At 69.3% G+C, this 18,439-nt stretch carries 17 protein-coding genes; 6 read left to right on the forward strand and 11 right to left on the reverse strand.

Annotation, left to right across the window (positions count from 1 at the left end; translation table 11 throughout):
• Positions 1-174: 174 nt before the first annotated feature.
• On the reverse strand, positions 175-615 hold the full coding sequence (locus ACZ5ID_RS17025) for a peptidase inhibitor family I36 protein (RefSeq protein ID WP_468898133.1): 441 nt from the start codon (positions 613-615) through the stop codon (positions 175-177).
• A 240-nt stretch (positions 616-855) separates the two neighbouring features.
• Between ACZ5ID_RS17025 and ACZ5ID_RS17030 the strand changes: the two genes are divergently transcribed.
• From ACZ5ID_RS17030 to ACZ5ID_RS17040, 3 genes are all read left to right on the forward strand, one after another.
• Entirely contained in the window at positions 856-1,857 is a 1,002-nt protein-coding gene (locus tag ACZ5ID_RS17030; RefSeq protein ID WP_468898135.1) for an ArsR/SmtB family transcription factor, read from the forward strand.
• 204 nt (positions 1,858-2,061) lie between these two features.
• Positions 2,062-2,631, forward strand: coding sequence for a hypothetical protein (locus tag ACZ5ID_RS17035; RefSeq protein ID WP_468898137.1), 570 nt, complete (start codon positions 2,062-2,064; stop codon positions 2,629-2,631).
• A gap of 263 nt (positions 2,632-2,894) precedes the next feature.
• Positions 2,895-3,815, forward strand: a complete 921-nt coding sequence (locus ACZ5ID_RS17040; RefSeq protein WP_468898139.1) for a phytoene/squalene synthase family protein — start codon at positions 2,895-2,897, stop codon at positions 3,813-3,815.
• A 125-nt stretch (positions 3,816-3,940) separates the two neighbouring features.
• Here ACZ5ID_RS17040 and ACZ5ID_RS17045 read toward each other — a convergent pair whose 3' ends face one another.
• Positions 3,941-4,351 carry a VOC family protein gene (locus ACZ5ID_RS17045; protein WP_468898142.1) on the reverse strand — a complete coding sequence of 137 codons (411 nt, stop codon included), beginning with the start codon at positions 4,349-4,351 and terminating at the stop codon, positions 3,941-3,943.
• Positions 4,352-4,506: 155 nt separating this feature from the next.
• Between ACZ5ID_RS17045 and ACZ5ID_RS17050 the strand changes: the two genes are divergently transcribed.
• Positions 4,507-5,079 (forward strand): GNAT family N-acetyltransferase, encoded by a 573-nt coding sequence (locus ACZ5ID_RS17050; protein WP_468898144.1) that lies wholly within the window; start codon positions 4,507-4,509, stop codon positions 5,077-5,079.
• 225 nt (positions 5,080-5,304) lie between these two features.
• On the opposite strand, the gene ACZ5ID_RS17055 is transcribed toward ACZ5ID_RS17050, so the two are convergent.
• The 3 genes from ACZ5ID_RS17055 to ACZ5ID_RS17065 all read right to left on the reverse strand — a co-directional run bounded on the left by ACZ5ID_RS17055 (position 5,305) and on the right by ACZ5ID_RS17065 (position 7,889).
• Positions 5,305-6,084 (reverse strand): aKG-HExxH-type peptide beta-hydroxylase, encoded by a 780-nt coding sequence (locus ACZ5ID_RS17055; RefSeq protein ID WP_468898146.1) that lies wholly within the window; start codon positions 6,082-6,084, stop codon positions 5,305-5,307.
• A 284-nt stretch (positions 6,085-6,368) separates the two neighbouring features.
• Positions 6,369-7,016, reverse strand: a complete 648-nt coding sequence (locus tag ACZ5ID_RS17060) for an NADPH-dependent F420 reductase (RefSeq protein ID WP_468898148.1) — start codon at positions 7,014-7,016, stop codon at positions 6,369-6,371.
• Positions 7,017-7,076: 60 nt separating this feature from the next.
• Positions 7,077-7,889 carry an inositol monophosphatase family protein gene (locus ACZ5ID_RS17065; RefSeq protein WP_468898150.1) on the reverse strand — a complete coding sequence of 271 codons (813 nt, stop codon included), beginning with the start codon at positions 7,887-7,889 and terminating at the stop codon, positions 7,077-7,079.
• 116 nt (positions 7,890-8,005) lie between these two features.
• On the opposite strand from ACZ5ID_RS17065, the gene ACZ5ID_RS17070 reads away from it, so the two are divergent.
• Complete coding sequence (locus tag ACZ5ID_RS17070; RefSeq protein ID WP_468898152.1) at positions 8,006-8,950, forward strand: LysR family transcriptional regulator; 945 nt, start codon at positions 8,006-8,008, stop codon at positions 8,948-8,950.
• Between the two features lie 198 nt (positions 8,951-9,148).
• Here the strand turns inward: ACZ5ID_RS17070 and ACZ5ID_RS17075 are convergent, their stop codons facing one another.
• The 5 genes from ACZ5ID_RS17075 to ACZ5ID_RS17095 all read right to left on the reverse strand — a co-directional run bounded on the left by ACZ5ID_RS17075 (position 9,149) and on the right by ACZ5ID_RS17095 (position 14,840).
• Positions 9,149-10,030, reverse strand: a complete 882-nt coding sequence (locus ACZ5ID_RS17075; protein WP_468898154.1) for a hypothetical protein — start codon at positions 10,028-10,030, stop codon at positions 9,149-9,151.
• 10 nt (positions 10,031-10,040) lie between these two features.
• Positions 10,041-10,832 carry a papain-like cysteine protease family protein gene (locus tag ACZ5ID_RS17080; RefSeq protein ID WP_468898156.1) on the reverse strand — a complete coding sequence of 264 codons (792 nt, stop codon included), beginning with the start codon at positions 10,830-10,832 and terminating at the stop codon, positions 10,041-10,043.
• 122 nt (positions 10,833-10,954) lie between these two features.
• Complete coding sequence (locus ACZ5ID_RS17085; RefSeq protein ID WP_468898158.1) at positions 10,955-11,539, reverse strand: hypothetical protein; 585 nt, start codon at positions 11,537-11,539, stop codon at positions 10,955-10,957.
• Positions 11,540-11,614: 75 nt separating this feature from the next.
• Entirely contained in the window at positions 11,615-13,600 is a 1,986-nt protein-coding gene (locus ACZ5ID_RS17090; protein ID WP_468898160.1) for an RICIN domain-containing protein, read from the reverse strand.
• A 517-nt stretch (positions 13,601-14,117) separates the two neighbouring features.
• Positions 14,118-14,840, reverse strand: coding sequence for a DJ-1/PfpI family protein (locus tag ACZ5ID_RS17095; RefSeq protein ID WP_468898162.1), 723 nt, complete (start codon positions 14,838-14,840; stop codon positions 14,118-14,120).
• Between the two features lie 161 nt (positions 14,841-15,001).
• Between ACZ5ID_RS17095 and ACZ5ID_RS17100 the strand changes: the two genes are divergently transcribed.
• Complete coding sequence (locus ACZ5ID_RS17100) at positions 15,002-15,985, forward strand: GlxA family transcriptional regulator (RefSeq protein ID WP_468898164.1); 984 nt, start codon at positions 15,002-15,004, stop codon at positions 15,983-15,985.
• Between the two features lie 27 nt (positions 15,986-16,012).
• Here ACZ5ID_RS17100 and ACZ5ID_RS17105 read toward each other — a convergent pair whose 3' ends face one another.
• The gene (locus ACZ5ID_RS17105) at positions 16,013-18,388 is read right to left on the reverse strand and encodes an MMPL family transporter (RefSeq protein ID WP_468898166.1); all 2,376 of its coding nucleotides are present in this window, start codon (positions 18,386-18,388) and stop codon (positions 16,013-16,015) included.
• Between the last annotated feature and the right edge of the window lie 51 nt (positions 18,389-18,439).

Here is an 18,439-nt window from a genome sequence, read left to right on the forward strand (position 1 = left end):
TCCAGGGGGGTGGGGGGAGGTAGATCGCCGTGCGGCGGAGCGGTTGGTGGGGGTGCTTTGGGGGAGGGGTGGTGCCGGATCGGCTGGCGGGCGGCCCCCCCGCGCACCCGCCCGACACGGTGAGGAGCATCAGGCACGACATCGCCCAACGCATGCCCCTGGCCGACCGGTGCACTACGAGGAACACCACTTGTTCGAGCTGATGGTGTTGTCGAAGGCGGCGTCATGGTAGACCGTGCCGAAGTTGCCGACCTCGTCGCCACGGGACAGGCTGTGCCACCTGCCCGCCTTGCTGTAGTTGCGGAGCGAGTAGAAGTAGACCGTGCACTGCGTGCCGCTGTTGCGGATCGAACTGATGCAGTCCTCCCAGCCGGTGCCGCAGGAGTGGGCCGAGTTGGGCAACGCCGCGAAGTTGGGGTTGTCGCCCGCCACCTTTCCCGGCTGGCCGGAGAAGTTCTGACCAGGCCAGAAGCAGGCGTATCCGGAGGGGCAGGAAGCCTGCGTCCCCGACTCGCTCCCCGGTGCCTTGGCGGTGTGCGCGGAGGCCTGGGCCAGCGGGACGGTACCCAGACCCAGCACCATGGCGCCTACGCAGACAGCCAGCTTCTTCTTCACGTGTGTCCTCCTTGGAGACGGCAGGTGGTGACCGGTGGACCGGTTTGTCTGTCGTGCCGTGATGTGGCCGGGTACGCCCTTTCGCCGTACCGGGACCACCGAGACCATCGGTCGTGTTCGTGCGCTCCATGCTCGGCGCCGGGCACCCGGCATCGCGATGGTTTCGGCTGTGACCGAACCGTCGCGGGAGGGGCGCGTGTTGACCGGGCTGCGGTCTGCGTGGCCGACAGGGGAGGACGTGTGCTGCGCCTGCGTTTCACCGCCGAAGACCTGTTACGGGTAACGTTCGCGGACGAGCCCGCACCGCTGATGGAACTGGGCCTGGCCATGGCGATGCTCCAGCGAGCGATGGTGCCGGAGTTCTCGCGCTGGCAGCGAAGGACACGGGAGGCCTTGCCCCGGGAGGCGAAAGCCCTGCTCGGACTCGTGCCTCCGACAGCGCGCGGACCGATGTTCCTCGATCCGCTCAGCAAAGGACTCGAAGACGGGCTCGACCTGGTCCTGGCGACGCCCGTCACCCGCGTACGGGGGGAACTCGGCCGTTTGTGTCCGACGCACCGGCCGGTCACCCCGTGGATCAAGGATCTCGCCGCCCGGGACCGGAAGGCCTGGCAGACCCTCGAACACGCCATGCGCGCGGCCCACTCGGCGCTGATCGACGAGCCCTGGAGTCGTATCGAGGCCGCCTTCCAGGCCGAACGTGCCTGGCGCACAAGGCTGCTGGCCAGGGACGGAATCCGGACCACACTGGCCGGACTCGCGGCCGGGGGCCGGTGGGAGGGGACGACCCTGCTCTTCCCCCGGCCCGAACACATCGACGCCGTCCTGTCGGGTCACGGAGTGGTGCTGCTGCCGTCCGTCCTGTGGTCCAGGCCGCTGGTGGCCCTGCACGAGGACGCGCCCAGCATCCTGATCTACCCGGCGGTCACCCCGCTTCCGCTCCTGGGAGCGGCACCCGCCGATCCGCTGGGCGTACTGCTGGGCCGGACGCGGGCGGCGATCCTGGATCTGCTCCCGCGTGAGCACAGCACCTCGGACATAGCCAAGGACCTGGGCATCAGCAAGTCCTCCGCCTCCGAACACACCAAGGCCCTCCGCGACGCCCGTCTCATCGTCACCCAGCGCGAGGGCAAGACCGTTTGGCACTCCTGCACGCCGCTCGGCCTGGAACTGCTGCGGGGAGCGGGTGCCGACGAGAAGCCGAAGCCGACAGTGCGAGAAGCCGGCAGGCAGCGTTCGTGAACGAACGCCCCCCTCCCGCGAGTTGGCGCGACACGCCCGCCGGACCGGGGCGAACTCCGGCGCGTACGCCTCGGGGCTGACAGGGCACCGATGCGGCTACGCCGTGTGGCCGATGGCGTTCATGCCGTGGTCCGACGCGCGCGGCGGCGCACCACGAAAGGATCAAGGGCACCGAACGACAACGCTGACCAAGGAGCGTGCCGCATGGCCGCCACTGTTCTTCTCTCCGACGACGCGCCGACCGAAGCCAAGCACAGACCCGACCGCGCATCGGATCGAACGGCCCCGGGTGTCCCGGTCTGGGCGCGGCGCGCGGCGGCTGCGGTCGTCTGGATGTCCCTGCCATCGGCCTTGTGGCGCCTGTCCGTCGTACTGGGTGTTCCGCTTGGACTCGGACAGTCCGAGTACGACGCGATGCTCCTGCCCGGATGGGGCCTGCTGGTCCTGCCTCTACTGTCGCTGGCCCAAGAAGGTCTGGCCTGGTTGACACTCGGGCTGGTACGGCCGTGGGGGGAAACGTGGCCGCGTTGGGTGCCGTATCTCGCGGGCCGTCCTGTCCCCGTACTCGCTGCGGTCATCCCGGCGGCATTCGGCAGTTTGGCCTGCGGCATCTACGGCGTACTGCTCGTCTGGACGACCCTGCACGCTGAGATGGACATCACGCCGTGGGGCAACTGGCTTCTGTCTGCCTGCTATCTGCCCGTGGCCGCGTGGGGGCCGCTGCTGGGCGCGGTGACCGTGCACCACTACCGGCGCCGCAGGGGAGAGGGGTAGAGGCAGGCGGGAAGAGGCTGCGGCGTTTGTGGAACCTCGTCGCGGGCGACGCCAAACCCCGCCCCTCACTCACCCTGAAGCACGCACAACGCCAGCAGTCACCGCCGTCGCGGGGCACCCAAACTCGCCAAGCCGCACGCGCGTGCCCGTAGCGTGCAAGCCACCACATGTAGGGTCCCTTGCGCGTCAACAGGCCTGCACTCACTCGGGCACCTCGTTGACTTCCGACCCGACGCATGCCCGCCCGCAAGGAGCCCACTACAGTGACGACGTGGCCGCACGTTCTGGACCGCGCAGGCATCACCAGCCCTGTCCTGCGCGATGCATACACCCTTCAACGCCGGCTCGTCGCCCGTTACGCCCGCGCCGAATACACCGCCGTACGGCTCCTGCTTCCCTCGCCGCTGATCCCCCATGTGATCGCCGCGACCGCGTTCATGCATCACAGCGACACACTCATCGACGAAGGCCCGATGGACCAGCGCCTCTCGGCCCTGGCCGACTGGAGCACGCAGACGCGAGCGGCCCTGACTGACAACCCATCTCACCTGGATCCGGTGCTGGCGGCCCTGCGCCACACCGCCAGGGCCCACCCCCGCCTACGGCGATACGTCGACGCCTACCTCGAAGGCGGCGAGCTCGAAACCCGCTGGACGGGCTTCACCACGGAAGCCGACTTCCGGGACTACGTCGACACGTACGCACTGCCCGCCTTCATGATCATCGCTTCGCTGCTCACTCCCTCGCGCGAACCGAAAGCCTTCGAAGCAGCCTGCCACGCATTCATCCTCGCCGGGCAGCGGCTCGATTTCCTCGAAGATCTCGCTGAAGACCTGAGCTCGGGCCGCCTCGGCATCCCGGAAGAGGCACTCATTGACCACGGTCTGACCCGTGACGCGCTGACCGAGCAGCCCGAACCCTCAGTGGTCCAGGCCCTGATCAGTCACCAGGCCTCACTCATCCGGCGGGACCTTGTGGCCGCCGCGCAGTTGGAACACCACACCGACACCCGCCACCAACCGTTCCTGCGCGCACTGGTGCGACTCCAGTCGGCCCGCCTGGCCGCTGCGGAAACGCACGGACCGAAACTGCTGCGCAGCGCTCCCAGACCCCCACTGGGCAGGGCGCTCCTCATCCTCCTCCAGGCGCTCACCACCCGCGCACTCCCCCGCCACCGCCGCTGACCAGCCCGGATTCCTCCAGGCACTGCGTCTCACGTCAGCCATGGACCGGGAGCTGTTCGCCCCGCGCGCGTGGGGGTGTCCTTGCGATCAGGACACCCCGCCGCTCAGCTCATTGAGAACTCGCCCTAGTCGCGCTCGGGCCAGACGGGGCCCTCATCGGTCCAGATGACACCTTTGTTGCGGCAGAGGCAGAAGGGGTGGCCGATGGGGTCTACGTAGATGCGGAAGCCGTAGCCGTTGGGGCCGACGCAGTCCCGCTGGAGGGTCGCGCCGAGAGCCAGAACGCGGCGCTCTTCGGCCTCGATGTCGTCGACCTCGAAGTCGAGGTGGAACTGCTTGGGGTGCTCGGCGTCCGGCCACCGCGGGGCGCGGTAGTCCTCCACCTGGATGAAGGCCAGTTCGATCTCACCGAACCGGATACCGGCCCAGTGCTCGTTACTACCCTCCTTGACCGGTACCCCCGTCACCTCGGAGTAGAAGGCTGCCAGCTTCATCGTGTCCGGGCAATCGATGATGAAGTCAGTTAGTCGTAGCATCCCGCGATCTTGCCACAAGACGAAGCGAGCACGTCAGGTTCTGTGTGGGTGTCAGGTCCGCTTCTGCCGGTGGACTTGTTCGGTGTGGGCCCAGACCTTCCCGGGGTCGGATATTCGGTGTTCTGCCCACCTCATGCGGGAGCAAGATGGTGCGCATGACTCTGCCCACTCCTACCTTGGCCACCGCTCGCCTGCGACTGCGCCCCTTCTCCGACGCCGACGCCGACCTCCTCTTCGCGTTGCACAGCAGCACCCATGTGATGCGGTACTGGGACTCCCCGCCGTGGAACGAACGGGCTCGCGCTGAGCGGTTCATCGCGATGTGCGGAAAGATGGCGGACGAAGGTACTGGGGCGCGGGTGGCCATCGATCGTGCTTCCGACGGCGCCTTCGTCGGCTGGTGCGGTCTGACCCGATGGGACCCGGACAACCGAAGTGCGTCGTTGGGCTACGTCCTCGACGACGCGATGTGGGGCCACGGCTACGCGACGGAAGCCGCGCATGCCTTGCTTCAGTGGGCATTCGACACGCTGGACCTCAACCGAGTTCAAGCCGAGACAGATACGCGCAACGTGGCATCCGCCCGAGTTCTCGAGAAGATCGGCTTCGTACGGGAAGGGACCTTGCGCGAAGACTGCATCGTGAACGGCGAGGTATCCGACTCGTGGGTGTTCGGGCTGCTCAGACGAGATTGGAAGCCGTCGACCGTGCCGACTCCAGCCCCTTAGGAGGGGGCGCCGCACGGCTTCCTCGTCGATCTGCGTCTCGTTTTCGGCGCGCACCCCCGCAGTCTCCCGTGCAGGTTGTCCTTCGCGAATTCATCGATCAGGCGGCATGAGCCCGCCACGGGCTGCTCGGGGTCTCGAGATCCCGTGCGTGGTCCGCAACGACCCCGGCCCGGTCACCTCGTCAGGTGGCTGGACCGGGGCGGCTGCCGCCGTCATCCGGCCGGATCAGTGACGAGCCGCTTCAACTGACGGACCATCAGCAGTGGTATTTGCCAGTTCCTGCTCCCACTTGAGGAGGTCGTCGAAGTACAACCGACCCCTCTCCGTCCACTCGGCGACCGGTTTCAGTGCCGCGATCGTCTCCTTGAGACGTCGCAATGCATGGTCGCGCCGCTCGGAGACCTCGGGCGGCGCCGACGGCTCCGTCGCCCAGCGGGCGAGCCCGTACGTCATGCGTGCGAGGACATGTGCAGCGTGCACGGCGCCGGCGACCGGCCGTGGTTCGGGACGCAGAGCGTGGCTCACCATCGCGTCACCGTTCGTCAAGAACGTCTCGAAGTGGTTGCGCAGATAGAGGGCATGGTGGCCGGTTTCGTGCAGCAGCGCCTCGAAAGCGGCGGGAGTGCCTTCGACGCTGGCTGTGCCGAGGTAGATGGCCCCGAAAGTCTGTCGAAGCGTGCCGGAGCGGAAGGCGCCGCCCTGTACGTACACGATGACGCGGATCAGCAGGTCCATTTCCAGGGCGGCTTCCGGCCATACCCTTCGCAGGGTTTCCCGGGCGCCTTCCAGGTACGCAACGCCCTCCTTCATGTCCGGCGTGCTGAATGCAGCGCCATCAGTGTCATCTGTGCCACGTGTGCGCTGAATGTCTGTCAGAAGTTGCTGGATACCCCATTGGCACCAGTCGGGGTACAGCGGTGCATCGGGTGCGAGGTGCTCGAGCGGAGGCATGAGACCCGCAGTGTCCAGACTGCGCATCAGGTCTGCGGCGCGCTCGGTGTCCACTGCGGCGGCGGATGCCCGCACTGCCTCCCAAACCAGGCCGGGGTGCAGGCACGAGGGCTCGCGCCCATCCTCAAGATGGGGCTCAAGGAGTCCGAAGACCGCCCTCTGGTGGCACCAGCCCCTGCCGTCGCCTGATCCCGCTCTGCTCCTCCAGGAGGTGTGATCCGGTTGACACCCCTGCCCGGGTCGCCAACGCTCGTGCCCGGCCGCCCACTTGCGGCCCAATAGGGATCAACCGTGCTGGCGCCAATTGTCCTTGGTCAGGATCCGGCACCCCGCTGCCGTCAGCGTGCCAGCGAGACGGCGAAGGGCTGGAAGCCGTGTCGGCGCAGGATGTGGGGGACCACGAGGATCATGGCCTCGGTGGCGCGGGCTGTGGTGATGTCGCCGAGGTCCTCGATCCATGCGGGCCGCCAGCCCAGATCGCCGAGCAGGCCGGTGACGGTCTTCTTCGCGTGTTCGTCGTTGCCCGAGACATAGACGGTCGGTGGGGTGGCCAGGGTGTCAGGGGCCGTCATGACCATGAACAGCATGGTGTTGAGGGTCTTGACCACATGCGTGTCGGGAAGGGCCGCCTGCAGTTGCTCCGCGAGGCTGCTGCCGGGGTAGCACAGGTCGCCGGGCAGGCCGTCAGCGGCGTCGCGGGTGGCGTTGGAGACATCGACGAGGATCTTGCCGGCGAGTTCGTTCCGCAGGCCGGTCAGAAAGTCCAGGGCCGTGTCGCCGGGCGTCGCGTTGATCACGATGTCCGCGGTGCGGGCGGTGGTGCGCTGGTCGGCGAAGGTGACGCGGGGGTCCGTGCCTTCGGCCCCCACCGCGGTCTCTTCCGTCGGGCTGCGGCGGCCGAGGATGACGTGGTGTCCGGTGGCGGCGAACTTGCCGGCGAGGTTGGCGCCGACGCGGCCGGCCCCCAGGATGCCGATGGTGGTCATGAGGTTGTGGTCCTTGCTGTGTCGGGTGGGACGGGCTGGAGCGGAGGAGCCGCTTCGTGGTCAGGCGATCGGCGACAGGACCTTGAGGGCGGCGCCGTGGATGCCGGGGGCGGCGGCCAGGAAGTCACGGCTGCCCGTACTCCAGGGTTCGCCCGCAAGGTCGGTGACGGTGCCTCCGGCCTCGGAGACCAGCAGGGCACCGGCGACCAGGCCGGAGCGGACATCGGAGAACTGCCAGAACGCGTCCATGCGACCGGCGGCGACGTGGATGAGCTGCATCGTGGCGGGCACCGACACGCGTACTACCAGGCCGTTGATGAGCATGGCGGTGACGGAGTCACCGATCCGCCGGTAGGTGCGCTCGTCCTCGCCGGGTTTGGCCTGGCCGGTACCGATGAGGGCGGCGCCCAGGTCGGTCTTGGCGGACACCTTCAGCGGTCGGTCGTTGAGGCGGGCACCGCCACCGGCGACGGCGGTGTAGGTGTCACCGGTCAGCGGCAGATGGACGACGGTGAGTACCGGCTGGTTGTCGCGGACCAACGTGGCGGTGACGGCCCAGTCCTCCATGGCGTGGACGTGGTTGATGTTGCCCTCGGCGGGGTCGACGATCCACCACTCCCCCAGCGGGAGAGCCCCACCGGCCAACTCGTCCTCTGCCCACTGCGATCCTCGCCGGGCCCGCAGCAGCGGTTCCCGCAGCACGTCCAGTACCGCGTCGTCATTGGCGTGGATCTCGCCGACGATCTCGTCCAGGCTCATGCCTCGGCTGTGCGAGGTGTAACGGTCGCGCAGCGTGCGGCCGGCGGTCTTCACCGCCTCGGTCACATCGGACAGGAGCGTCGTGTCGGCGTCGAAAGGCATGGCTGTGCTCATGGCGGGCTCCCTGGGTTCGGTTGATGCGAGGCGGCTTGTCCCGCACCCGCACTTCGAAGGTAGGCGCCTCGACAACTAACGACAAGTGCATGCTATTTACTCGTAGAGTTACTCTCATGCAACTGGATCTGAATCTGCTCACCGCCCTGGACGCCCTGTTGGAAGAGGGCAGTGTCGCCGGTGCCGCAGCCCGCCTCCATGTCACCGCTCCGGCGATGAGCCGTTCCCTGGGCCGCATACGCAAGGCCACCGGTGACCAGATCCTGGTCCGCACCGGCCGCAGCATGGTCCCCACCACCCGCGCGTTGGCCATGCGCGCACAGGTCCACGCCCTCGTGCAGCAGGCGCACCGGCTGATGTCGGCGCAGCAGGAGCTCGATCTGGCGGGCCTGGAGAGGGTGTTCACCGTGCGCTGGCACGACGCCCTGACCGCTGCTTGCGGTACCGCTTTGATCAGGGCGGTCCACCGTCAGGCCCCCGGCGTCCGGCTGCGTCTGCCCGCCGAACCCGGCACGGACACCCCCGATCTGCGCCGGGGCGAGGTCGACCTCGAATCGAGCTCCAGCCAGCCGACGCTCGCCGACATCCGCCACCGTCTCGTCGGCAAGGACCGGTTGGTCGTCGCGGTACGCCCGGGCCACCCGCTCACCGAAGGCCCGCTGAGCCTTGAGCGCTATACCTCCGCCGAACACCTCACCGTCTCGCGGCGCGGACGCCTGCACGACCCGATCGATGACGCCCTGACCACACACGGCCACGAACGCCGTGTCGTCGCCGCCGGGCCCACCGCCGCCTTCGCGCTGCAACTCGCGCTCGACACCGACCTGGTCGTCACCCTTCCGGACGCGGTCACCCGCGCGGCCCGGAACCAGCTCGGTCTGGTCACGCTGCCGCTGCCCCTCCCGTTTCCCGACGTCCCCCTGTACCTGCTGTGGCATCAGCGCTACGGCGACGACCTCGCCCACGCCTGGCTGCGCGAGACGGCCGCCGAAACCATCCAGGCACTGTTCACGCCACCGACCGCTCGTCAACAGTCCCTCACCGTCCGGACCGAGCAGTGACGGGTACATCTGGAGAAGGGTCCCCTGGCGCCTGACACCCCGCTCTCGCGAGCCCTTCGCTCGCGGCCCGACTCACGCTCGTCCCGGCGCCGCTCATGGCAGACGCCGGGTTCGTCAGGGCGGCGGCACTCACCCTGACGAACCCGGCGCCTCACCCACTGCGCCTTGACCGGGAGCTTGTCCCGGCGCCGCGGTACGTCAGGAGCGACGTCGGCGGCGCAGGTGCAGGAGCCCTCCGCCTGCCGCCGACAGGGCCACCGCGCCGGAGGCGGCGGGGAGCCAGGGACGGGAGGTACCGGCGGCAGCGGCCGTCGTGGTGGTGTTGGCGGGCTGGTCTTCGGTGGGGGTGTAACCGCCGGCGAGGCCCTTGCGGTCGTAGGCCGAGCCCGGGAGCTTGTCGCTGTAGCGCTTGGCGACGAGTTGCTGGTAGGCCTTGAGGGTGACGTGCGGCTTGCCCTGGAGGGCCACACCGGCCTCCTTGTTGAGCGGCTCGACGGTGTCATTGCCGGTCACCCGGTACCAGGCGTGGATCTGAGGTTCCATGAAGGTCTGTGCCTGATCGGTGCCGCGCTCGGCGGTGCTGACGTCCACGTCACCGTCGCGGATGCCCGCCAGCTGCCAGTCATGCCCGCCCTGTTTCTGGGAGAGCAGGACGGCGGCCTGGTGGCCGTTGGCCGCGGAGACGCGGGAGACGAGGTAGGAGAGCCGCAGAGCCGAGGCGGCGGTCGGCTTGGTCTTGCCGGCGACGAACTCGGGTGCGAGTTCGTAGAGCGGTACGGGCTTCTTGAGGTCGAAGCCGGGGGAAGTGGTGGGGGCTTGGACGAGGCCGCGCGGGCTGCCGGCGGTGCCGCCGTCCGCGCCGCCTTCCGCGCCGGCGGCCGGCGTACGGTGTTGGGCGGCCGTCAGGAAGCGGGAGACGGTGTCGTGGACCTGGCCGGAGCGCAGCACTTGCTGAGCGGCGGTGTAGTCGGTCGCGGCGGGTGCGGTGGGGCGGTCGGCGGCTTGCGCGGGAGCGCCCGCGCACAGGGTGGCGGCAGCAGCGGCGAGCAGGATGGCGGCGCGTGTGGTTGTACGGTGCATGGTGGGTCCTCTAGCCGTGGATGCCTGTGCGCGTGTGGGTCCACCGGAAGGAGTTGTTTCCGGCGTAGGTGGAGTAGTTCCACCAGGTGTAGGTCTGGGTGCTGGGCCAGGGATCGCCGACCGCCACCATGTTGCTGGTGCTGTCGTAGCCGTAGATGACGTTCATGTGGCCGCCGCCGGAGGTCCAGCCGATGCGGACGGCGAACGGGCGCCCGTTCGCGATCTCGTTCTGGGTCTCACTGAAGGACGCGCTGCGGTACAGGTCGCTGCCGCTGTTGCGGAAGCCCATGTTCTTGAGGGCGTTGGCCATGTCGTCGAGCGTTGCGGGCTGGTTGTTGCAGTCCAGCCAGCTGTTCTGGGCGGCCAGTCGGCAGAAGTCGTACTGGGTGTAGCCGGTGTATCCCCAGTAGTTGGCGATGGTCAGGCCCGAGGCGTCCCAACACCACTGGTTCTGGACCTGCTTCTGCATACCGATGTTCAGGACCGTCCAACTGGCCGGCCGGGAGGAGCCGCAGACCGGCAGGCTGCCGGTGTCCTCGCGGATGAACGCGTCGGCGAGGTAGTACGCGCCGGACCAGATCCAGCGTGTGTTGTTCTCCACGACGTCGCCGGTGGTCCGGCAGACCATCGGGATGTGGTCGCCCACCGGAGAGCTGCCCGTGACGTTGGAGGACAGGGTGGGCAGAGAACGCTGGTTGATGGTGGTGAAGTTCCCCTGCCCGCCGACGACCGTTCCGGTGACGGTGGCCTGGGCCTGCGGGGCGGCGGCCAGCAGGAGGCCGGCGGACAGGGCGGCGGCCACTGTGGACGCGACTGTCCTTCTGCGGGCCGGCCTGCGGGGCGCCGTATGAGCGGGTATGCGGGGAGTCCTGCGGAATCGGTGCATGGGGGGTTCCTTTGTCTTGATCAAGGTGGTCGTCCTGATCAGGAGAGGCGGTTCCGGCGGCGTCGCAGTCGGAATAGGGCGAGGCCACCGATGGCGACGAACAGGGCGGCGGCGCCGACGGCCAACGGGGTGCCTACGCCCGGTCCGCCGTCGGATTCGGTACGAGGGGCTGCCGCGGGAGGTGCTGCCGCGGAAGGTGTTGTCGCCGAAGGTGTTGTCGCCGCCGGCGCGGTGGGCGACGGGGCGACCGGCGCGGGGGCCACCTCGGCCTGGGACTCGCCGCGGCCGAGCGCCGGGAAGGCTGTCTGTGCCGTGATGGTCCAGTGACCGGCGGGCAGAGCCTCGGCGGTGGTGAACGTTCCTGGCTCACCCGCTACCGGTACGAACCGCCAGGGCCCGACGCTGGTGCCGTCGGCCGAGGTGGCGGTGAGGGTACCGGCGACTTTCTCGCTGACGGGGTGACCGTCGTCCTCCCAGGTCGCCTTGGTGACGGGGTGGCCGGCGGACACGCCCGTGACGGCCAGATGGATGGTGTCGCCGTGGGCGTGTGCCGTGGCCGCGGAGCCCACGAGGAGCAGGCCGGTGAGGGCGGCGGTCACTGCCGTGAAGCGGCGATCGGGCATGAGGGGGTGGCTCCGGTGTGAGGGGGGTGGGGTGGCAGGGGCCGTATGAGGACGGCCCCTGCCGTCAGTGGGGGGTCAGGATGCTTGCTTCAGGGCCCAGTCCTGGTACTTGGAGGTGTCCGGGTCCTGGAGTTCCAGCAGCCACGCCCCGTAGTACGGGCGATTGCCGACGCCGAGGACGAGTGAGCTGTTCTTGGCGGTCAGGCGCAGGCCCGTTCCCGACTTCGTGAGTCGCCACTGCTGGGCGTCACTGCCGGAGCAGGGCCGCTGGGCGACCCACTGGCCGGGGGCCGCGGCACCGCCGATCTGCAGGCACTTGCCCGACACGGCCGAGCGAAGGCGCGTACCGCCGCCGGCAACGTCATCGAAGTACCACTGCTGAGGGGTGAACCCGTTGGGCTGGGAGCCGACCAGGACGGTGCCGTCCGCGCTCCCGCCACCCCAGATCTCCGCCGCGAGCCCCGTGTGACCGTTCGTCAGCGTATACCGCGTGCCGGGCTTGGTAGCGGTGCCGCCGACGGGCGGGGTGTGGAACGACAGCGCGCGGCCGGGTCCGGAGTCGCGGCCGGCCTGGTCGCGGACCGAGACGGCGAGCCTGTAGTCGGTGTCGGGCCGCAGGTTGTAGACCCGCGCCGAGTTGGGCTGGACCCATGCCAGGTGGTTGCCGTTGAGCAGGAGCTGATACCAGGCCACGGAGGACGCCGCCGGCCAGCTGACCACGGCCGAGTCGGACGTCAGCTGCCCGAGGACCGGGACGGGGCCCGTCGTCGGTCCGGTGCTGCCGGTCGGCGTGGGGGTCGGCTTCGGGGTCGGGGTGGGGCTCGGGTCCGGGTCGGGCCGGGTGCCACCGCCGGTCATCAGGAACTGGTTGTTCGCGACGTTCCAGTGCGTGGCGAGGTAACTGCCCGCCCTGGGATTGGTGTTGTAGTAGTCGTCGTGGTTGCAGTCCAGACGCTCGTCCTGGCTCCGCTCGGTACAGACGTTGCGCATGGTGGGGTAGTACGGCGTGTCCGAGTAGCACATGATGTCCCACTCGTCGGTGCAGTGCGCGCCACGGCTGCTGTTCGGTGCGCTGTTGTTCACCGCACCGAGGTTGTGTCCGAGCTCGTGCGCCGCGGTGGAACCGCTCCAGCATCCGGCGTCCGTGCGGCCGTAGGAGGGGCCGAAGTTGCTGAGGTTGGCGGCGCCGGGGCGCTCGTCACCGTTGAAGGTGCCGATGCCGCAGTAGACCTTGGCGTCCGCGAAAATCATGTACTTGCGGTCGCGCCGGTCGAAACCCTTCTGCGCGAGTGCGGAGTTCAGCGCACCGAACTCGGCGAGTGCCGAGCTCGGCACCTCCACGTTGAGCACGGACGGCGTGCAGTCGGCACCGGTCACGAACCGGATGTGCCGTACGCCCCCGGTCTCCTGCGCACTGGCGAAGTAGATGGTGTCGGCGTCGGCGGCCCACCTGCGGAACGACGCCAGGTACTCGCCGTACCGGTCGTTGCCGGGACCGTGCGCGTACACCACCTGTACCCGGTTGCCCGTGCTCCCGTCACCGTCGCACTGCACCGCTTGACCACCCGACGCGGCCTTCCCGGTTCCGGTGCCCCGGGCGGGGGCGGCGGGCGGTGTCTTGGCGGCGGTGCCCGTCTGGCGGGCGTCCACAGCGGCCGTCGTGCCGGAGGACGGCTGTTCCGTGGAAGGTTTCTGGGTGGTGGGGCGGCTGGGCGTTACGGCCGCACCCTGTGTCTTCACGGCGGGTGGCGTGTCCTTGGAGATGTCCACCCCCTTGGGCGGCTTGTCGGGACCGTGCGTGCACCGGCCGTCGGGGGTGCGCAGGACGCCTGCGCACCGGTCACCCTTGGGCGCGGAACTCAGGCCCTTGTAGACCAGGCCTCGCTTGCGGTCCTCCTTGGGTATTCGGGCCACCGGTTCCGGGGTCTTGTCGTGCGCGGGCGCCGGAGCGGGACCGTCCACGGCGGCCCCCGCCGCGCTGATCTCAGGTCGGGACGAGTGGTGGTCGAAGACGCCACCGAGCGCCGCTGTACCGACGAGCGCACCCGCCGTGACGGCCACCGCTGCGACGAGAATGCCGCGTCTTCGCCGCCGTTGCTGAACCTGTCTTCTGCGACCGGACAAGGCCACACCTCATTTCTGTGGGGGAGTTGTGGTTGGCCGGAAGTGTGCCAGAACGGATGCACGGACTGACAGGGCCGCTTTGTGCGGGGAATGGGAACGGGCCCTGCGGATCAATGTGCGGGAATAGTCGGCAGGACCCCAAGTCCCCTTCTTCGTAAGGGATTTGAGTACCCAGGAACCAAAGGTCTATTCCAATGGCCGGCAAACCCGAGGGGCATTACTTAGGAAGATCGTTATCATGGAATGAGTAGCTCCACTTGTGTGCAATTGCACAGCGTGTCGATACTCTCACCCAAGATCACATTCTTGGGGAATCCGTTTAGGTAAGCCCAAGGCGCGCTTATGGAACCGCCGATGACCCATTGCAGGTACTCGGCTACAGCCTGCTGAAAAAGCGCTCCTCACCACTGACGGTCGGCGGTGGGGGGCCGGTGGAGGAGGTGATGGGTCGGGCTCAGGCCGTCAGTCGCGTCAGAAGGGACGGGTGGTCGGCCAGGGCGGTGTGCAGCAGTTGCTGGGCGAAGGGCGTGTACTGGCCACTGTCGGCGGCCGTCCAGTCGATCGGGCCGAAGGGCGGTTCGGGGTCGTACTCGATGAAGAGCTGCACCATGAGTGCGACGTCGGGGCCGGCGAGGCGGCCGACGAGGTGCAGTGCCATGTCGATGCCGGCCGAGACCCCGGCGGCGGTGATGACGTGCCCGTCCTCCACCCAGCGTTGGGTGACCGGCGTGGCCCCGAAGCGCGGGAGCAGGTCGCGGTACATCCAGTGCGTGGTGGCCCGCCGGCCCTCCAGGAGACCCGCCGCCCCGAGCAGCAGGGAGCCGGTGCACACCGAGCCGACGACCTGGGACCGCTCCGCGGTCTCGCGCAGGTTCCGCAGCAGGTTCTCGTCGGCCATCGCGGCCAGAGTGGGGACGAGACCACCGGGCACGATCACTGCGTACGGGTCGGCCATCTCCTCGAAGGTGTGACTGGGCACCAGGGACAGCGGTATGTCGCTCGTCATCGGCTCGATGCGCTCGCCGACCACGATCGTGCGGTAGCCGGGAACGAGATCACCCAGCGCCGCTAGGACCTGCAGCGGACCGACGATGTCGAGTGGAGTGAGCCCCGGGTACAGGACGAAGGCGATGGTCTTCACCGGCTCCGCGGACGGCTCGGGCGGGGTTTCTGTCATGACGGGACTCCTTCAGGTCGGTGGGTGGCCCACGGCCCGGCAGCGGGCCGTTGCCCTGACCACCTTCACCCACCGCCTGCACTGCGGATGGCGACCTTCGGACGTCCTGTCCGAAATCCTGGGATGCCTGTCCTGTGGACGGACCCGGTAGTGTCGTCGGCATGACGGCAGCTGTCCCCCACCGCGTGGTGGTCGTGGCTTACGACGATGCGGAACTGGTGGAGATCGCCTGCGTGACCAGCGCCCTCGACGGCGCGAACCGCCTTGGTGCGAGTCCGTCCTACGACGTCCGCCTGGTCACTCCGCAGGGCCGCCCGGTGCGCTGCTCATCAGGACTGGTCCTGGCCGCGCAGGCGGCGCTGGAGCGTACGCGCGGCCCCGTCGGCACACTGATGGTCGTCGGCGGGCCGGGCCATGCCACGGCGGCGCAGAACACCCTCCTGGTCGAGCACGTGCGCCGCCTGGCCGGTATCGGCGGCCGGGTCGCGTCGGTGTGCACGGGCGCCAGTGTGCTGGCGGCGACCGGACTCCTCGACGGCAGGCGCGCCACGACCCACTGGGCGTACGCCCGCAACCTCGCGCAGCGCCACCCGGCCGTCGACGTCGACGCCGCTCCGCTGGTCATCCGCGACGAACACGTCTGCACATCGGCCGGGGTTACCGGAGCGCTCGACCTCACCCTCGCGTTCGTCGAGGAGGACCACGGCCCCGCCCTCGCCCGGACGCTGGCGCGGATGATGGTGACCTACCTCCAACGGCCCGGCAATCAGGCCCAGATCAGCATGTTCGTCGACGCGCCGGCCCCGGAGCACCGGACCGTGCGGCAGGCCGTCGAATACATCACCGGACACCTCGACGGCGACCTCGCCACCACCGCGCTCGCCCAGTACGCGGGGGTCAGCGGACGTCACCTCTCCCGGTTGTTCCTCGACCAGCTCGGACAGACACCGGCCCAGTTCGTACGGGCCGCCCGCGCCGAGGCGGCCTCACAACTCCTCATCTCCACAGCACTGCCGCTGGCGTCGATCGCGAGGCGCTGCGGATTCAGCTCCGCCGAGACGATGAGGCAGGTGTTTCTCGACCACTACGGAACGACACCGAGCCAGCACCGCACAGTCCACGGCGCTCCCCGGCTAGCACCCTGATCCCCGTGCCTGGTTGTTCGCGTCTGGTCATGTGGGGACGGGGGCCTCGGTTTCGGGTTTGGGCTTGGGGACGGTGTTGCCGCCGGTTTGGTGCCGAGACGGCTCGGTGGCCGGGTGCAGCAGTCGAAGGAGACGTCGCAGGGAGGCCGGCAGCCACCAGTTGGCCCGCCCCGCCAGCTTCATGACGGCCGGCACCATCAGGGGGCGGATCACCACCGTGTCCAGGAGGACGGACAGGGCCACAGTGACAGCGATGATCTTCATTTGGACGACGTCCGTCACCGCGAGCGCCAGCAGAACCACGAGAACCACGGCGGCCGAGGCGGTGAACAGTGGCGCGGCGGCCTGTAGCCCCTCGGCCGTCGCCCGGGTGGTCTCACGGGTACGGTCGTACGCCTCGTTGATACGGGCCAGGAGCAGGATCTCGTAGTCCATGGACAGGCCGAAAGCGAGAAAGAACGCGACGAAAGGCAGCATGAGGTCGGTGGTACCGGTGACGGTGAAGTCGCCGACGAGGTAGCGCAAGTGGCCCTGCTGGAAGATGTGGACCATCGCACCGAAGGTCGCCGTGAGACTGAGCAGATTGATCAGCGAGGCCTTGAGCGGTAGGAAGAGGCTGCGGGTGAAGACGAACAGCAGGGCCAGGGTCGCGAGGACCACGACGATCAGGGCCGCGGGCAGCCGCTGGAGGGCCGCGGCGCGGGTGTCGAGGAAGTCCGCCGTGGCTCCGCCGGTGAGGGCGGGTGCCGGGGCCGGCTGGGCGCGGATGGTGCGCAGGAGGTCGGCGGCGGCGGCACTGTAGGGCCGGGGGCTGGAGCTGATGGCCAGCCAGGTGCCGGACCGTAGGGTGAACCGCCGTACCGCGGCGCACGGTTGCTTCGCGGTCGCATCGGCTGCGGTGGGATCGCAACCGGCGCCGAGGGGCTCGCCGTTCAGGTAGGTGCCGGTCGCGGTGCGCAGTCCCTGAACACCCGGGAGCTGGGAGAGGCGGCGGGCGTAGGCGTCGAGGCGGTGAGCGGCGGCCGGGTCCGCAGGACGCCAGCTGGGCAGGATGACGTCGATTTCGCTTCCCACCTGCGGGAACCCGGAACGCAGGTCTTTCGTGGCGGTGACGACGGGTGAGCCGGCGGGCAGAGCCCGTTCGTCGCTCAGGTCGAAGGTCACGTCACGGAACGGCAGCGCGAGCACGAGAAGCAGGGCGCCGGTGAGCGTGAGGACGGCGAAGGGGCGACGCATGACGGCGGTGGCCAGGGTGTGCCAGCGGGCCGCGGCTCGGGCGGCCTGCCGACGGCGGGCGAGGACGTCACGGCCGGCCAGGCGTTCGCCGAGGCAGGCCAGGGCCGCCGGCACGATCAAGAGGGACGCCGCGGCGGCCAGCAGGACGACGCTGATGCCGGCCATCGCCAGGGAGTGCATCAGGGGCAGCGGCAGCAGGAGGAGTCCCAGCAGCGAGGCGGCCACGACACCGGCGGAGGTGACGATGGTACGTCCCGAGGCGCTGACGGCTTGGACCACCGCCTCGGGGTGCGGGCGACCGTCGGCGGTCTCCTCCCGGTAGCGGGCGATGAGGAAGAGGCTGTAGTCGACGGCCAGGGCGAGGCCGACGGCTGTGGTGAGGCTGAGGGCGAAGGTGGAGACGGGGGTGACGGCGGCGAGGGCACGCAGGATCGCGGTGGTGCCGGTGATGGCGACGGCGCCGACGGCGAGGGGAAGGAGAGCTGCGGGGATGCTGCCGAACACCAGGAGGAGCACGACGAGGGTCACGGGCATGGCCAGAAGTTCCGTGCGCAGCAAGTCCTCCTCGCTGTGCAGCTGGAACGCACGGGTGACGGCGCCCTCGCCGGCCGCCCGCATTTCCAGCGGTCCGTGCGGGGTGGCGGCAGCGGCCAGGACGTGTTCGGTGGCGTCGTGCCGGCCACGCTCGCCTGCGTCGAGCCAGACGGCGACGAGGGCGGCGTGGCCGTCAGCGGCACGTAGCAGTGGATCGGGCGGGGGCGGGGGTGCCGCAGCGTGGGCGGTCGCGCCGACAGGGCCTGTCCAGTAGGAGTCGACGGCGGTGACACCGGGTACGCGGCGCAGGTCCTCCGCGAGGCCGGCACCGGAGGTGCGCGCGGCCGGCTCGTCGACGGACCCGGTGGTACGGGCGATGAGCAAGAGGGGTGGCATACCCCCGTGTGGGGACTGTGCCAACCGGTTGCGCACTTGCTCCGCCGGGGTGTTCTCGGCAAACCAGCCGCCGCTGCGCAGGTGTGCGGAGACTCCTGCGGACAGCAGGCCCGTGAGTACGACGAAGAGTGCGGCGGCGGCGAGGACGAACCGGTTGCGGCGGGCGGCCCATCGGGCGAGCGTGGCAAGGGGGCCCGTGATGTGCGAGCGGTCGGGGTGCGGGGACGGCTCGCCCATCACGGCTGGCCTCTCTACTGCGGGTGCAGGGGTCGATGGGGTCAGGGGGTG

Source organism: Streptomyces sp. NPDC031670 (assembly GCF_055580545.1).

What these genes read in the sequence shown, in the direction of transcription:
- ACZ5ID_RS17035 (WP_468898137.1), top strand. Translation starts at nt 2,062, where the DNA reads ATGGCCGCCACTGTTCTTCTCTCCGACGACGCGCCGACCGAAGCCAAG.
- ACZ5ID_RS17050 (WP_468898144.1), top strand. Translation starts at nt 4,507, where the DNA reads ATGACTCTGCCCACTCCTACCTTGGCCACCGCTCGCCTGCGACTGCGC.
- ACZ5ID_RS17100 (WP_468898164.1), top strand. Translation starts at nt 15,002, where the DNA reads ATGACGGCAGCTGTCCCCCACCGCGTGGTGGTCGTGGCTTACGACGAT.
- ACZ5ID_RS17045 (WP_468898142.1), bottom strand. Translation starts at nt 4,351, where the DNA reads ATGCTACGACTAACTGACTTCATCATCGATTGCCCGGACACGATGAAG.
- ACZ5ID_RS17075 (WP_468898154.1), bottom strand. Translation starts at nt 10,030, where the DNA reads ATGCACCGTACAACCACACGCGCCGCCATCCTGCTCGCCGCTGCTGCC.
- ACZ5ID_RS17105 (WP_468898166.1), bottom strand. Translation starts at nt 18,388, where the DNA reads ATGGGCGAGCCGTCCCCGCACCCCGACCGCTCGCACATCACGGGCCCC.
- ACZ5ID_RS17060 (WP_468898148.1), bottom strand. Translation starts at nt 7,016, where the DNA reads ATGACCACCATCGGCATCCTGGGGGCCGGCCGCGTCGGCGCCAACCTC.
- ACZ5ID_RS17085 (WP_468898158.1), bottom strand. Translation starts at nt 11,539, where the DNA reads ATGCCCGATCGCCGCTTCACGGCAGTGACCGCCGCCCTCACCGGCCTG.
- ACZ5ID_RS17070 (WP_468898152.1), top strand. Translation starts at nt 8,006, where the DNA reads ATGCAACTGGATCTGAATCTGCTCACCGCCCTGGACGCCCTGTTGGAA.
- ACZ5ID_RS17065 (WP_468898150.1), bottom strand. Translation starts at nt 7,889, where the DNA reads ATGAGCACAGCCATGCCTTTCGACGCCGACACGACGCTCCTGTCCGAT.
- ACZ5ID_RS17095 (WP_468898162.1), bottom strand. Translation starts at nt 14,840, where the DNA reads ATGACAGAAACCCCGCCCGAGCCGTCCGCGGAGCCGGTGAAGACCATC.